The following is a 15,081-nucleotide window of genomic DNA, read 5'->3' as shown; positions in this document are numbered from 1 at the left end:
TTGCTACTCACCAACTTTTGAAATCGGGCGAACTACCATGTCTTCCTGCAGTTCGCTCAAGCCTGCAGTTACAATCATTTGCCCTTCTTCAAGGCCAGTTTTTACGAACACGAAGTCTTCAGATATTTCTCCCAATTCAACGGGTCGACGCTTGACAGTGCTGTTGGATCCATCCAATAGCCAGACATAAGGGGAACCGTCGGGGCTTGCCGCTAAAGCTGAAAGTGGAACCACAACATGTGTGTCGCTTTGCCCGTCCGCCCTAATAATCACGCGCGCTACCATCCCAGGCAGTACAATCAAGTCTTCAGGCGGGGTTACTGATAGACGACCTCGATAGGTTTGTGTTGCTGCGTCTGCTTGCGTAGTAAACTCGACAAGGTCTGCGTTCATTTCTACGCCCGGCAACGAGTCGAACGTAACCATGCTAACAACATTGTCGAAGCCAATTGACGACATTGCGATTATGTCAGCGCCGGGCAAGTCATAGCTTACATCTACAGTCGATAGATCTTGGATTAAGGCGATGGTTTCACCGGCTTGAACATTACGAAAATTGTCCACGTTGCGCTTGGCAATCGTTCCGTCGAACGGCGCTCGAAGCGTAGCATCGGAAAGATCGTTTTTTGCCGATTGAATTTGTGTTTTAAGGCCACGGATCGCCGCTTCTGCAGCAATTATTTCTTCTGGCCGTCCACCGATACGACCAATTGTAAGCTGCTCTTCTCGTGACACCAGTTCAGCTTCTGCCAGACGAAAGGCAGCTTCACGTTGTTGGTACTGCGCAGTAGGAATTACCCCCCTCTCCAAAAGCTGAGCTGAGCGGATGTAGTCTTCCCGAGCTTGGTCTCTTTGGGCTTGAGCTGCCTCAACCGAGGCTTCTAGAGCTGTAATTTCTTCAGGGCGTGCACCTGACCTCAGCACAATTAAATTCGCCTCGGCCTCTTCGAGTTGGCTGTTAAGCCTTTCTACCTCGACTTCAAAGTCTCGGGTGTCTAGTTGGGCAACAACGTCTTCCTGCATGACACTGCTAGAGGCCCTAATTGGCAGCTCTGTAATTCGTCCACTGACTCTAAAAGAGAGTTCAACTTCCTTCGACGGATAGACAATTGCAGGATAAATCCTTTCAAAATCAGATGAGGCTTTAAGAACAGTGAAGACTTTTGCTGGTCTTATCATTGTGGGAGCGTCTTGTGCTGCTGCCACGATGGGTAAAGCACCAAGTAAAACAACCGCCAATGCCCCTCGGAAAATCAAATGCATAGTTTTTCACCTGCTTTTAAGATGCTCGCTCGTTGAGCGCACCCAAGGGGCCCACCAAGCTTCGCGAGAAAAGAGATCGCTTGAACCAACTCTGCCCGCACCTGCAGATTTTCACAAATTGGGCCGAGCCAAAATGGCTCGGCGAGAGCTTCAGGGAAGTGGACAGATTTTATTGTTGTATTATAAAGCGTAAGCGAAATATCCGACCAAAAAACTAAATTCGCGAAAGCCTGAAGGTCCACCGTAGTGCCCAGCGATTTTCGATTTCAGTAGAACTCGGTGTTAAGATCTTTAACGAGTAGCGTTGTTTGCTGGAAGATACCGCGCGTCTACCTGAGTAGAAGCGAGAAGTAGGAAAAACTTACCGAGCCTCGGTGCAACTTGGAGCTAGGGTGCATTGGCAATCAGAAACCAAGTTCTCAATCTTCAATCACTCTTCGTTGCAATGGCTGCTGTTCAGCTGGCCACTGCTGGATCTGGTACTTTGGTTCCACTCGCGTTTTCTGAAATTGGGGCGTCTCAAGAAGCCGCTTCGTTTGCGGCGTCCGCATACTCTGCAGGGTTTTTAGTCGGGTGTTTTGTTGTCGCCAGATCGATTGCTGATATTGGCCACATCCGTGCATTTGCTTCTGGCGCAGCTATCACGATAGCGGTGGCCATACTTTTTTCTGTTTCCACCAACACACCATTTCTTGTCTTTTTGCGGTTCCTCTCCGGTTTGGCCACCGCAGGGCTTTTTTCGATCGGTGACACGTGGATCAATGAAACTGCGGAGGAAAAGACCCGGGGAAGAGTTCTCGCAGTCTATGCGATAATAGTCGGCGTAGTCGCCGTGTTCAGTCAGTTTTTAGTTTTTGTAGTGCCCGGGGATATTCGAGAGGTATTCGTCTACGTCGCTTTGTTTTACTGCATTTCGATTGTGGTCATCTCGACTACTCGCTCATCTCCTCCCAATAATGAAACCACGGTACCCATTCGAATACGCGGTTTATTTAAGGACGCCCCAGCCGCAGTCTTGGGCGTATTCGCCATGGGTATGGTGTCTACAACTTTGTTGAGCGTTGTCCCCTATAATGCTGCTCAGCTAGGGGTCGAAATAATCGATGTGGCCCTTATGGTAGCCCTCATTTATCTCGGGCGTGTCCTTTTTCAGTTTCCGCTTGGATGGCTATCCGACAAGATGGACCGTCGGAAAGTAATCTTGATAGCTACGGTAACCGCAACAGTAGTTCTTCTTCTTATGGCGGTTCTGGTCGACGTGGACTACGACCACAGCGTCAATTCATTCGACTACAACTCAATCGGCTTCGTAATCCTTTGCATTATTCTGATGCTACTAGGTGGAAGTTTGCTCACTCAATATTCTTTGCTTGTGGCGCACGCGTTGGACAGAACGGTTCCTGTCTACGTCTCTTCGGCAGCGGTAACTATGCTATTGGTTTGGACTCTCGGATCGATAAGCGGCCCCTTGATAGCCAACTTAGTTACCACTTTTTTTGGTGACATCGCGCTTTATTGGGTAAATTTTGCGGTCATGTTTTGCTTTGCACTGTATTTGGGGCAAAGGATTTGGTCAGTTGAACCCGTGTCACGAGCCGAGCAGACTTTTCACACTGAAGTCTTGCCAACCAGTACGGAAATGGCTCCTACCGAGAAACGTTAGCGCAATAATAAATTTGTGCTTGTTTGGCATGCTATACTTGAACGCAACCAAAAAGACTGCGACGCTCAATGCGCTCCCAGAGCTGGAACGACGATCAAGAGTTATGGTCCAGAAAAAAGTTGCTGGCCCGTGTGTTAGTTTAACCCAATGGAGCTAGTGGTGGAGAAGACGGGACGCGGGCATCGGAGTAAGCTGACTATTTTGCTACTGCTGCTTCTCCAACTGGGATGCTCAAATATATCTAGGAACCCAGTAAGCGAATTGGATCTAGAGAGTCCACAAGTTCCGGGCATCGAAGGTGCTCGTTATTGGGCCGATGTTGCTCCAGTCAATATCAGTGAACTGCTGGAAACAGCTCAACGTCAAAGGCGAACATCTGGGTTATCTTCAGATTATACACTAACACTATCGGGCGGAGGCGAAGATGGAGCCTTTGCTGCCGGCATTTTGAATGCATGGAGCGAATCCGGCACGCGCCCAGAATTTATGGTCGTTACCGGAGTTTCAACCGGTGCTTTGGCAGCGCCGTTCGCCTTCCTGGGTTCTGACTATGACGATGAGCTCAAAGAGTTGTACGGTGGGTTACCACCGTCCCGGATATTCAGAGGACGACTTATAACTGGTATCCTAAGTGGTTCTTCTGTCAAAAGCTCTGACCCATTAAAACAACTTATACAGTCTTACATAACGGACGATTTTCTAGCGCAAATTGCCAAAGAACATGGTCGCGGACGGCGTCTGTTGGTTCAGACAGTAAGCCTGGATGCACAAAGGCCAGTACTTTGGGATATGGGTGCAATCGCTAACAGCAATTCAGCGAATGCAAAAAAGGTATTCGCCGATGTAATACTCGCCTCTGCGGCAATTCCGGGCGTTTTCCCTCCGGTTTTAATTGATGTTGAGACTGATGAAGGTGTCCGGGATGAACTTCACGTTGATGGTGGTGTATATTCTCAAACCGCCTACGTGCCTGGATGGGATATCCCAAGGAAATATGCTCGCGGTGGCAAGCTGTATGCAATCCGAAACGGCAAAGTTGAGCCAGAACTTAGAGTTATTGAACCGGGGGTCTTCCAAGTGTCTGCACGCTCGCTTTCTACGCTAATCAAGGCGCAAGGCGTAGATGATCTTACGATTGCGTACAAACTAAGTCTGCAGCGAGACGCCGAATACCAAGCCACTTGGATTGGAACTGATTTCGAATATCCTCTAGCTGAGCCGTTTGATCCAGAGTACATGCAAGCGCTATTTGACTATGGTTATCAGCGTTTTAACTCTGCGACCCTTTGGAGCGATCGTCCGCCTCGGTAAGCACGATTACTTTATTGGCGCCAAAGAGATCGTTGCTTCAGTTGGCTTGTCAGGTAAATCATAATCATTAATGTATGCACTTATGTCGATGAGTGAAACTGAGCGCAACCGGTTACGACTTTGGCGCCGCTGGCAAGTCACGTTTGATCATTTTAAGTATCCGCCCCCTATGCAGAGGGTGCATCAAGCACTTGTTATTCATCCTCAACCGTGGACAACTCGCGGTTTGGCTAAATATACTAATTTGCCTCAGACAAGCGTGAGACGGCAGCTGACTTTCCTGGCGAACCCGAACGTGCAACGTGTAGACGATGGGTTTCAAATCACAGAGTTGGGATTGGCTTTGAACTGGACTGTGCATCGCGAACTGACAAAGTTCGTTCGAGGCGGGCACCGATTTAGCCAAGAGCTAATTTCCGCACACAAGCGGTCAACTGGTGCGAATGGTGTGGGCGGGGCCGACTACGAATGGCTTGCTACGCATATCTGGTGGCCAGTAATTGAGGCGCCGGAAATTCTGGACGCGTAGGTTGTTTAATAGTTTGGATTGGCAACGCCTTAAAGCTTGAACGAGTGGCTGTCAGTTGTTCGTAGACTTAAGCGCTTATGTGGTTGCAAAGACTGCAGGAAACGAACTCACAATAACTCTAACTCAATTACCTAAAATTGTTTAATGGGGGCAAAGGACGTGGCGGCAAAGAAAAAAATCTCTAAGAAGTCCTATGAGACAGAATTGAAGAGATTGCAGGTGGAGCTTTGCCACCTCCAAGGATGGGTGCAACGCACTAAAGCAAGAGTTGTTGTAGTATTCGAAGGGCGCGACGCTGCAGGAAAAGGCGGCGTCATCAAACGTATTACCGAGCGTGTGAGCCCACGAGTTTTTCGGGTCGTTGCGCTTCCTGCACCAAGCGACCGACAAAAGTCCCAAGTCTATGTCCAGAGGTATTTTGAACATCTTCCTGCAGGAGGCGAAATCGTCCTGTTCGACCGAAGTTGGTACAATCGCGCGGGAGTGGAACGGGTCATGGGTTTCTGTACCAACAAAGAATATGAGAACTTTTTGACCGATGCGCCCGGTTTTGAGCGATACCTTGTCAGGGAAGGTATCATACTTTTGAAATATTTTTTTGATGTTACTAGAGAGGTTCAGCAGGAGCGCTTCAAGGACCGCATGATCGATCCTAGAAAACACTGGAAACTAAGCCCGATGGACGTGGAGTCCTGGGCACGTTGGTGGGACTACACAGAAGCATATGAGAGAATGATATCGGAGACAGACAGTGTACATGCGCCTTGGTTCCGCGTTCCCGCAGACAACAAACGCCTAGCAAGGCTGAACTGCATTTCACACTTACTTCAGTCGATCCCGTATAATGAAGAGCCCTTTGTGCTTCCGGAATTGCCCAATCGCCGCGAACACAGGAAAGGTGCTCCGAAGTCCATTTCGTTCAAACATACTGTTCCGCAAAAATACTAAACGGGCTTTGAGTCGGAACACATCCTTTCACACTCCATTGGATTGCCCGTTTTTTATACCGCTTCACGTCCAAAGGATCACCCACCTAATAAGACAGAAAGTTTTGTCACAAGACTTTAGTTGATCGTCGTTTGTTCACTTAAAGCAGTGTTCGAAAAATTCGTCTATCTCACCTGATTGTAAAATTTCGGCTTCTTCTTCACTGTATGAATCCGGTACTTTTCCAGTGGTTCGATAGCGGACGTATTTATGTGCATAAACTAGGATAATTCCCTGCGCTAATTCATAGAATACTCTACTTTCGTTTTCATCTACTTCGACACCTTGTCTCATTATTTCATAAACACAATTTTCGGTGCCTGTTAGGATCGTCTCTTCGCCTAAGAATAAGTAAGAATGTGTCTTTTCATCTGCTGTAACTGGAACACCAGCTACACTGCAAAGGGCGATGCTGATAGCGCTTTTGATCAATTTTTTCACGTTGATAGCCCTTCTATTCTTCATAAATTGGCTTTTTTGTAAGTATCGGCCCAGTCTAGCAGCAGGATCGTTTTGTTGCACCCTTGTTCGATCATGCTCTACCATCGGACCATAATTTCCGGTTGCACCTGTGCAGCTTGTTCAAGACCGCATGGTGGTGCGGCGAAGTTAGGAGTCTGTTCATGGCAGAACCGATCGTGGTGGACAGTTTTATTGCTGTGACTCTTGGCATCGTTGTGTACTTTCTAGGATCAAGGCTCACAGAGCAGTTTGGGTTTTTGCGCAAGTACTCAATCCCCGAGCCGGTTTCAGGTGGCTTACTGGCGGCACTAGTGACACTAGGCGTGGTAACTGTGACTGGGCGAGAAGTAGTTTATGATCTGGCGTCGCGCGACTCTTTGCTGATCTACTTCTTCACCACAATTGGTCTTAATGCGAAGTTCTCAGACCTAGTTAAAGGCGGCCCACTTCTCGGCCTCATGCTTGTTTTGACCATTGGGTATATGTTTATCCAGAATGGAATAGGCATTCTCGGAGCTTCACTATTTGGCTTGCCATCTCAGGCCGGTGTGATGATGGGGACAACGTCTCTCATCGGTGGTCATGGTACAGCCATAGCGTGGGGCCCAGTTGTTGAAGAGCAATACGCTGTAGCGGGGGCGGCGGAGCTTGGCATCGCCGCTGCAACGATCGGATTAATAATGGCAAGTCTAATTGGCGGACCAGTCGCCAGCTACTTGATTGCGCGTGACCGGCTCGAACCAAGCGCGAAAGAGAAAACATCGATTTCCAGTTCCAATCAAGACGCTATTGAGGTGATAGCTTCTACTGATCCAACCGGTGGCCCGACGAATCCTGGAATGATGAGAGCTATTCTTTGGACGCATCTAGCAATTGTGATTGGCTTCATTGCAGATGAGTCGCTGGAATTAACCGGAGCAAACCTGCCGCTCTTCGTGCCATGCCTTCTTTCCGGTATTTTACTTGCAAACCTGACGCCGAGAGTTTTTCCGAAGATCAAGACACCAACGGGTACCGCCTCGTTGAAACTATTACAGGACTTCTCGTTAGCAGTGTTTCTTTCAATGTCTCTAATGAGTATGCAGCTTTGGACTTTGGCGGGTTCCGCTGGTGTTTTAGCCGTCACTATGACGCTTCAAGCTGCGGCTGCGGCAGCTTTCATCATATTCGTTGTCTATCGAACGATGGGGCGAAACTATTTTGCTGGCGTGATGTCTGCAGGTTTCGCTGGTTTCGCTCTTGGAGCTACACCAACGGCCATAGCCAACATGACGGCTGTGACGCATAAATATGGCCCGTCTCCGCTTGCCTTCATTGTACTTCCGCTGGTTTCAGCTTTTTTTGTCGATATTGCCAATGCATTTATTATCCAATTGTTCGTCTCGAACTTACCTTAGATTCAGGCTCAATTGAGTTTCATAGCCAGAAGTCGACCCCTGCAGCCAAAGCGATAGCGGAGAAGAACGTCGTTGGTTACCAATCGTATCGGCTATCGACACGCCATCAAAAAATCATCTCGATAAGGCTTCGGCGTTACAACGACGCTTGTCGGATTGAGCGGATATTTTGCTTTGCTTTTTTCCTGGGATACAGACGTGTATCCATTTTCTTCTCAATCTGCTGTGTAGGTCGTGCCCGAATTTAGTTCAACTGTAAAGCTACTATCATCATTTGGGCACTTCATGCTGACGCGGACCTATTATTTAGCGGCGTTAGTCGGGCAAGCTACGTTTCAAGAGGGGGTTAACGAGCCCAATCGAAGGTCGCTCAAACACATTTAGCAGCAGAGTTTATCGAGTTGGGAAAACTCCTGCTGGCCCCCAACAGCAATTTACTAGTCTTTCAAGCCGCGCTGCATCCTTCCCACGTGGCGAAAAATGTCGGTGAGCATTGCCGTCATCAAACCAAACATGAAAAAACCGTTTGCACCAGTCATCCCGCCAAGCAACCTCTGGTGCTGTGGGACGACTACATCGCCAATACCCAAGGTCGTATATGCTACCAATGAGTAGTATACCGCCTCTTCCAGCGTGCTGAATACTGACATCTGCAAAAAAACTAGGGCCCACAACCAAACGCCAAATGTGGTCACGCTCATTATGCAAACCACGACCATGATCAATACTACCACGAATGACATAAATCGGTTGTCCGAATGGCGAAGCCACGGCTCCATTTTTTCAAGTACTTCATTGAGAACGCCCCACATTATCGCGCCTGTCATAATTGAGAACAGCGTGATAACTGAGCCCAGCAACAATTGACCAATCACGAGACTTTCTCCTTTGCCGTTTCTTGTACCGGTGCCGCCAAGGCAAAAGTTGCTTCGCACAGAGGTCCGCGCGCGGCACATGATTTTAAAGGTCGAAGGCGGTAACCCAAAGATTTCGAGTGCGGCTTATTTTTCCAGAACCAACTTTCTGCGTATCGCGAAGTGGCATTCGTCAGTTTTTGAATTGTCACACCGAAACATTCTTTTACCGGTAGCGCTTAAAATCATTATCAAAATCTTTCGACCTTTTATATTCTAAAATACGAATGAAAAGGGGGCTTTAGACTTGATTTCTGAGGTGCCAAAGCCATGCGATTGCAGACCGAACGCGGTCGCCATGCAACTTTTGGCCTTGTTTCTTATGTCTAGCGCTTTAACGCCTTCGGTGTTGGCTGAGGAAGTTGAGGACTATTCCGGTCTCAGACTCAGCCTTCCATTTGCCTTTTATAATGAAACATTTGGTCTGAGCGCAGGCTGGGTAGAAGGACGGGTAGGTTACCTGCAACCTCAGGCCAGGATACTTGGCACCATTATTGCCGGTGACAGTGGCTCAGCAACTGGTTTTCTTGCTGCGGAAGACTTACAGGTTCCTCGATGGAAACGCCTCTTTATCGATCCCATATTTTCTCTCGGTTATTACAACGACGCAGACACATATGTAGACGGCAATCCGGATTTCGCAGGGGAGCGAGCTGGAACGAATGACTCGAACAAAGACAACTTTGTCACAGGAAGCGGTTCGGACGTGTTTTCGCGAGTCCGGTTCAAGTACCTTTTGCCGATAGGTCACGGGCGCAATCAAGTTGTTCCTGACTACAGTATACGCGATGGCTTCTTGGTTTCCGGCGCGACAGGTGGATCGTCTCTGAACCCATTTGAAAGTGGGCGAAGCTTTTTTGAGATAAGGCCGTTTCACAGAGCGTTGGTGAGCGACGGAGATGATTTCGACGGCGAGTTACGAACGAATGGTCTTGATTTCGTCTACTTCTGGGATAACCGTGACTTTCCGGTGAACCCCACGAAAGGCGTTGGCCTCAAGCTGCAATACTCAAGGGATTTCGGCTGGTTTGACAGCACAGATTCCTGGACTGTGATGCAGGCTGAATTTGATGCCTATCACGATTTTGGTGAGTCTGCGTGGTTTCGTAGTCGTGTGCTTGCATTCGATTTCTGGACTGCAGACACACCGTCATGGAGTGAAAATGGTGGAGTTATCTCCAATCGTCCTCCTCCTTACACTGGAGCCACGCTTGGAGGTTTGTTTCGTATGCGCGGCTTTCCGGAAGAGAGATTCAATGATCGTTCTGCCATCTACTATTCTGCGGAACTTCGCATGACCCCGTATTGGAATCCATTCGACCAATGGCCCGCCGCCCAAGAATTGCTGGGTGTTGAGTGGGTGCAGGTTGTTCCATTTGGTGAGATGGGCCGCGTCGCAGGCAGTTACGATCTTGGCGAACTGCATTCTGACATGAAATGGAGCGCTGGTATTGGGTTGCGCGCATGGGTTCAAGGCTTTGTAGTCAGAGCAGATACCGCATTTTCTGACGAAGGTGTTAGGCTGCAGATGATGATTGGACAACCATTTCAGTTTTGAAATGAACGCAGTTTCCTTCAGCCCAAAATAACTTTTTCTAAGCTCTGGAAATCTTGGAAACCAATTTTCGAAGTGCTAATTGTGAAGGTAGTGGTATGTGTCACATCAATAGCTTGAGTGCGAGTGTTAAATACAATTGCTAGCCATGCACTCCCGTCTGCCAATGCATCCTCTTGTAAGGAACGCCTGTAAAGTCGCTTAAATCCAGCGCCATTCAAGCCAGCTACAAGCTTTAGTCGACCCTGCTCATCTGTTGAGTTTTTGGCACTTCAATAGTCGCCATCTGGAAGACGGAACTGTATTTCTTAGGAACCACTTTAGTGGATCAGCTCAGAGGGACATGTTCACAACAAAGAAGGCTTCGAGCAGAACTTTCTTGTCCGGCCCATTGTATCAGTGAAACTTGGTCTCTCCCGCGCTCTCAGAAACCGTTGTTCCTTTTTCTCCACGCACTGCCGCAGGGACATCTGCGAGGGCGCAAATGATCGCGCGACCGCCCGAGGATCGCACAAAGTCTTGTGCAGCCTGGACCTTGGGGCCCATTGACCCGGCGGGGAAATCGTACTCATCCAATGAATCCGGAGTGATCGATCTAATACCTGTTTGTTCAGGCGTTCCCCAGTTCAAGAACACGGCTTCTGCATCTGTAGCGATTACAAAGAAATCTGCGCCTAGGTTTTGCGCCAGAAGACAAGAGGCAAAATCCTTGTCGATGACCGCTTCAACGCCCACTAGTTTTCGGTCAGCGTCCCTTTCGTACATGGTTGGAATACCCCCGCCGCCTGCCGCGATGACGGTCGCGCCGTTTTCCAGTATCCACCGTATCGGCTCGACCTGAAAAATGCGTTTTGGCTTGGGCGATGGAACAACACGACGCCAATAGTCCCCGTCCGGCTTGACGGTCCAGCCTTTCTCTGCGGCCTCTTTCTTTGCTTCGGCTTCGGAATAGACCTGCCCGATGAACTTGGTCGGGTTGTCAAAGGCCGGGTCGTCCGGATCCACTTCGATCATTGTCAGCAAGGTGGCGATGTGGTGTTCAAACGGCAGGATGTTCCCAAGCTCCTGCTCGATCATATAGCCGATCATGCCCATCGTTTCGCCGACCAAAACGTCCAGCGGGTACTCCTCGACATCCGTATACATGATCTCTTGCAGAGCCAGCATTCCGACTTGCGGGCCATTGCCATGAGTGATGACGGTTTCGTGCGCTTCGCAGAGCGGGGCGAGGGCTTCGGCGGCAATCTTCGCGTTCTTGCGCTGATTGTCCGCTGTCATCGCCTCACCCCGTTTGAGAAGCGCGTTGCCGCCGAGTGCTACAACAACGCGTCCCATGGTTCAGGCTCCCAATGTGGCGACGAGGATCGCCTTGATGGTGTGCATCCGGTTTTCGGCTTGCTCGAACGCTATGTTCATGTCGCTTTCGAACACTTCCTCGGTCACTTCCATCTCGGTGATACCGAACTGTTCGTGAATGTCCTGACCGACCTTGGTCTCCAGATTGTGGAAGGCGGGCAGGCAGTGCATGAACTTGACGGCTGGATTACCGGTTTTCTTCATCAGATCCATGTTGACCTGATAAGGGCTCAGCAGCTTGATCCGCTCAGCCCAGACTTCTTTAGGCTCACCCATCGACACCCAGACGTCGGTATGAATGAAGTCCGCGCCCTCTACGGCCGAGGTATCGTCGGTGATGGTCACACGTGCGCCGGTCTTTTCAGCCCGCTCCATCGCCAAGTCGCGCACATCGTCTTGGGGCTGGGTTTCTTTCGGAGAAATCATCCGGACGTCGCAGCCCATGATCGCGCCCAACATCAGTAGCGAGTTGCCCATGTTCGACCGACAGTCGCCCGAATAGGCATAGACAATGTCCTTGCGGGGCTTGTCGGCATGCTCGATCATGGTTTGCATATCCGCGAGCATCTGTGTTGGATGCCAATCGTCTGTAAGGCCATTGTAGACCGGGACGCCAGCATAGTCTGACAACGTCTCAACCATATCCTGACCCGCTCCGCGAAATTCAATTCCGTCGAACATGCGGCCCAAAACGCGGGCTGTGTCTTTCATCGACTCCTTGTGCCCGATTTGCGATCCCGATGGATCGAGATACGTAATGTTCGCACCCTGATCGTAGGCGGCCACTTCAAAGGCGCAGCGGGTACGGGTCGAAGTCTTTTCAAAGATCAGGCAGATGTTCTTGCCGGTCAGCGAGGGCTGTTCGGCGCGGGCGTATTTGGCGCGTTTCAGATCGCGGGCCAGATCCAGCAGATACAGCATTTCACGCTGGCTGAAATCGGCGATTTTCAGATAGCTACGGCCTTTGAGATTGAATGCCATTTTGTCTCTCCCTAACAAAAATCAGTCGGCGCAGGGGGCTGCACCCGTAGTAAATTCAATAGGCGGGGTCGCGGTCGATCGGGCAGGTCATGCAGTGGCCACCGCCGCGACCACGCCCTAGTTCCTGACCCGAGATTTCGATCACCTCGACGCCGGCTGCGCGCATCTTGCCGTTCGTAAACGTGTTGCGCGCATAGCCAACGACAACACCGGGCGAGAGGGCCACGACGTTATTCCCGTCATCCCATTGCTCGCGTTCGGCTTGGAACTCATTGCCACCGGTCGAGATGACATCAAGTGAGTTCAGCCCAAGGGCTTCTTTATAGACGTCGAACAGGTGCCCTTCTTCGACCCTTGCATCGAACAGTTTCTTGTCGTCTGGGCGAAGTGAAATGCACGTGATCTGATCCGCGACTTCCGTGAATGCAGTCACTTTGTCGTGGTCAAGACAAGTGAAGACAGTATCCAGATGCATGGCCGCGCGGCTTTTAGGCATCGCGCATGCGACAACTCTCTCTGCCCCACCTTTTTGGAATAGTGCCTGCGCAAGAAGGGTAACAGCTTGACTCGTCGTTCGTTCACCCATCCCGATAAAAACGGTTCCTTTACCTACAGGCTGTACGTCGCCGCCTTCGACTGAGGCATTAGCAAAATCTTCATCGCTATCGCCCCACCAGATATCAAACTCGGATTCCTTAAACATCGGATGGAATTTATACACCGCACGCATCATTAAGGTCTCAGGTTTGCGAGCGGGCCAAAACATCGGGTTCGTTGTCACACCGTTGAATATCCAACACGAAGGATCTCGTTGGAAAAGAGCGTTCGGCACAGCGGGTAATACGAACTCACTTTGGGTGATCAAATCGTCGAATTTTGGGTCAATGGTCCCCTTGGGTAATTCCGCGAATATGATTCCCCCAAGCATGTGGCGCGCGAGATCTGCAGCTTTCATCTCGTCCAGCCAAGCTCTCATCTCAACAGACACACCAAGGCCAACAATTTTTGGAATGATCAATCGGTCAAGCATGAAAGACCTAGCGCTACTATCACTAAGCACTTCAGCCAATAGATCCTGGATGTCATAGACCTCGACCCCGCGTTCACGCATGAGCGAACAGAACTCGGCATGGTCCTTTCGAGCTTGCTCGACCCATATGACGTCGTCGAACAGCAACTCTTCGCAATTTCTCGGTGTCAGTCGATCATGTGCAAGCGATGGGCGCGAGACGATAACCTTGTTGAGCTTTCCGATCTCGGAATGAACGCCGAGCTTCATGGCAAATCTCCTTTCGAGGCAACAGTTGTCTGAATATCTTCGTCGTCGTTGGCCTGGCTCCAGCGGACCCAAACATGGATTGGCACGCCCATAAGCAACAGGACGGAGCCAACCAAAACGGTTTCAGCGCCGGAGCCGATGAAGGCCCAGACCGAATAAATGAACCCAAGCGCGCCCAGAACGACGACCTTGGCCAATTCCGGGCCATGCAGGACCTGCCCGCCTTTCAGCCGGATCATAATCTCCGCCACAGAGCAGATGGCATAGGGCAACAGGCTGGCGACAACGGCGAGCAAAATGACAAAGTTGAATGCGGCGACCAGCCCTTGCGCATAGTTCATGATAATCAAAACCGAGGCCAACGCGTTCGACAGGATTAACGCATTAGCAGGCGTTCCAAATTTGGATTTTTGGCCCAAGGCTGCGGGGAAGACGCGATCCAAAGCGGCACCGTAAGGGACCTGGCCACTGAGCAGCGTAAAGCCGTTCAAAGTGCCAAAGGTCGAAATCACCGCGCCCACAGCAACAAGGACGCCGCCAACGGGACCAAACATCACCTCACCGACGGCTGCCAGAGGTGCGGCGGAAACAGCAAGCAGCTCGGCAGGAATGACGCCCATCGAAACGGCGGTTACCGAGATATAGACGCTTGCGGCGATAATCACGCCGATCACGGTGGCGCGCGGGATGGTCTTTTCCGGCTCGATAACATCGCCAGAGGGAACCGTCGCAGATTCAAGGCCCAGGTAGGCCCAAAGCGTCAGAGCAGCCGCGGCAGAAATCGCCGTAAACGCCGTGGTGCCGCTTTGGTTGACCGGAACATAGTTCTCGGTGTTGATCCAGAAGATACCCAATGTGCCAATCAATATAAGCGGCGCGAGTTTGAGCACGGTGGTCACGATCTGAACCAAACCAGCGCCTTCGACCCCACGGATGTTGACCAAGGTGAGCGTCCAGATTGCAACCAACGCAGTCGAGAGGCCGTACATTGGCACTTCGATGATAATCGGGAACAGGAATCCCAGATATCCCACCAACGCGACAGCGACGGCGGCGTTCCCGGTCCAAAGCGCGATCCAGTACCCCCAGGCAATAATGAAGCCTGCAAAGTCTCCGAATGCTTCCTGCGAATAGGCGTAGGGGCCACCAGGTTTTGAAACGACCCGCGACAAGCGTCCGAAAATGATCGCGAGAACCAACGCCCCAGCCGACGTTAAAACCCAGCCGCCAATTGCAATTGGTCCAAACGGTGCAAGCGATGCCGGCAGTAAAAACACACCTGACCCGATCATGTTTCCAACGACCAGAGCGATACAAGCCGTCAGCCCTAGGGCACCGGATGTCGATGTTGTCTCTGTGGCGGAGCGATCGGTCATTGCGACGG

The 15,081-nt window shown here is 50.5% G+C and carries 12 protein-coding genes; 5 read left to right on the top strand and 7 right to left on the bottom strand.

Going from position 1 to position 15,081, the window contains the following annotated elements:
- Positions 1–3: 3 nt before the first annotated feature.
- Complete coding sequence (locus tag ACR0CA_RS03400) at positions 4–1,263, bottom strand: efflux RND transporter periplasmic adaptor subunit (RefSeq protein WP_480897450.1); 1,260 nt, start codon at positions 1,261–1,263, stop codon at positions 4–6.
- A gap of 445 nt (positions 1,264–1,708) precedes the next feature.
- On the opposite strand from ACR0CA_RS03400, the gene ACR0CA_RS03395 reads away from it, so the two are divergent.
- The 3 genes from ACR0CA_RS03395 to ppk2 all read left to right on the top strand — a co-directional run bounded on the left by ACR0CA_RS03395 (position 1,709) and on the right by ppk2 (position 5,714).
- Positions 1,709–2,926, top strand: coding sequence for an MFS transporter (locus ACR0CA_RS03395; RefSeq protein WP_480897449.1), 1,218 nt, complete (start codon positions 1,709–1,711; stop codon positions 2,924–2,926).
- A 261-nt stretch (positions 2,927–3,187) separates the two neighbouring features.
- Positions 3,188–4,237: a patatin-like phospholipase family protein gene (locus ACR0CA_RS03390; protein ID WP_480897448.1), complete on the top strand. Its 1,050-nt coding sequence runs from the start codon at positions 3,188–3,190 to the stop codon at positions 4,235–4,237.
- A 673-nt stretch (positions 4,238–4,910) separates the two neighbouring features.
- Complete coding sequence (gene ppk2, locus ACR0CA_RS03385; RefSeq protein WP_480897447.1) at positions 4,911–5,714, top strand: polyphosphate kinase 2; 804 nt, start codon at positions 4,911–4,913, stop codon at positions 5,712–5,714.
- Between the two features lie 135 nt (positions 5,715–5,849).
- On the opposite strand, the gene ACR0CA_RS03380 is transcribed toward ppk2, so the two are convergent.
- Positions 5,850–6,299 (bottom strand): hypothetical protein, encoded by a 450-nt coding sequence (locus ACR0CA_RS03380; protein WP_480897446.1) that lies wholly within the window; start codon positions 6,297–6,299, stop codon positions 5,850–5,852.
- Positions 6,300–6,376: 77 nt separating this feature from the next.
- Between ACR0CA_RS03380 and gltS the strand changes: the two genes are divergently transcribed.
- Positions 6,377–7,612 (top strand): sodium/glutamate symporter, encoded by a 1,236-nt coding sequence (gene gltS / locus ACR0CA_RS03375; RefSeq protein WP_480897445.1) that lies wholly within the window; start codon positions 6,377–6,379, stop codon positions 7,610–7,612.
- A 437-nt stretch (positions 7,613–8,049) separates the two neighbouring features.
- On the opposite strand, the gene ACR0CA_RS03370 is transcribed toward gltS, so the two are convergent.
- Entirely contained in the window at positions 8,050–8,487 is a 438-nt protein-coding gene (locus ACR0CA_RS03370; protein WP_170355052.1) for an ion channel, read from the bottom strand.
- A gap of 337 nt (positions 8,488–8,824) precedes the next feature.
- Between ACR0CA_RS03370 and ACR0CA_RS03365 the strand changes: the two genes are divergently transcribed.
- On the top strand, positions 8,825–10,084 hold the full coding sequence (locus tag ACR0CA_RS03365; protein ID WP_480897444.1) for a BamA/TamA family outer membrane protein: 1,260 nt from the start codon (positions 8,825–8,827) through the stop codon (positions 10,082–10,084).
- 393 nt (positions 10,085–10,477) lie between these two features.
- On the opposite strand, the gene arcC is transcribed toward ACR0CA_RS03365, so the two are convergent.
- From arcC to ACR0CA_RS03345, 4 genes are read right to left on the bottom strand one after another with little or no spacing between them, the layout of a single operon-like run.
- Positions 10,478–11,416, bottom strand: a complete 939-nt coding sequence (gene arcC, locus ACR0CA_RS03360; protein ID WP_480897443.1) for a carbamate kinase — start codon at positions 11,414–11,416, stop codon at positions 10,478–10,480.
- A 3-nt stretch (positions 11,417–11,419) separates the two neighbouring features.
- A complete protein-coding gene (gene argF, locus ACR0CA_RS03355) occupies positions 11,420–12,418 on the bottom strand; it encodes an ornithine carbamoyltransferase (protein WP_480897442.1) in 999 nt (332 codons plus the stop codon).
- Positions 12,419–12,473: 55 nt separating this feature from the next.
- On the bottom strand, positions 12,474–13,697 hold the full coding sequence (locus tag ACR0CA_RS03350; RefSeq protein ID WP_170782787.1) for an arginine deiminase: 1,224 nt from the start codon (positions 13,695–13,697) through the stop codon (positions 12,474–12,476).
- Positions 13,694–15,073, bottom strand: a complete 1,380-nt coding sequence (locus tag ACR0CA_RS03345) for an amino acid permease (protein WP_170756249.1) — start codon at positions 15,071–15,073, stop codon at positions 13,694–13,696. Before ACR0CA_RS03345 ends, ACR0CA_RS03350 begins: the two co-directional genes overlap by 4 nt.
- Positions 15,074–15,081 lie beyond the last annotated feature (8 nt).

It is taken from the genome of Ruegeria sp. F12 (assembly GCF_056533885.1).
The sequence above is the reverse complement of the archived record's forward strand: the minus strand, read 5'-3'. Positions and strand labels throughout refer to the sequence as shown.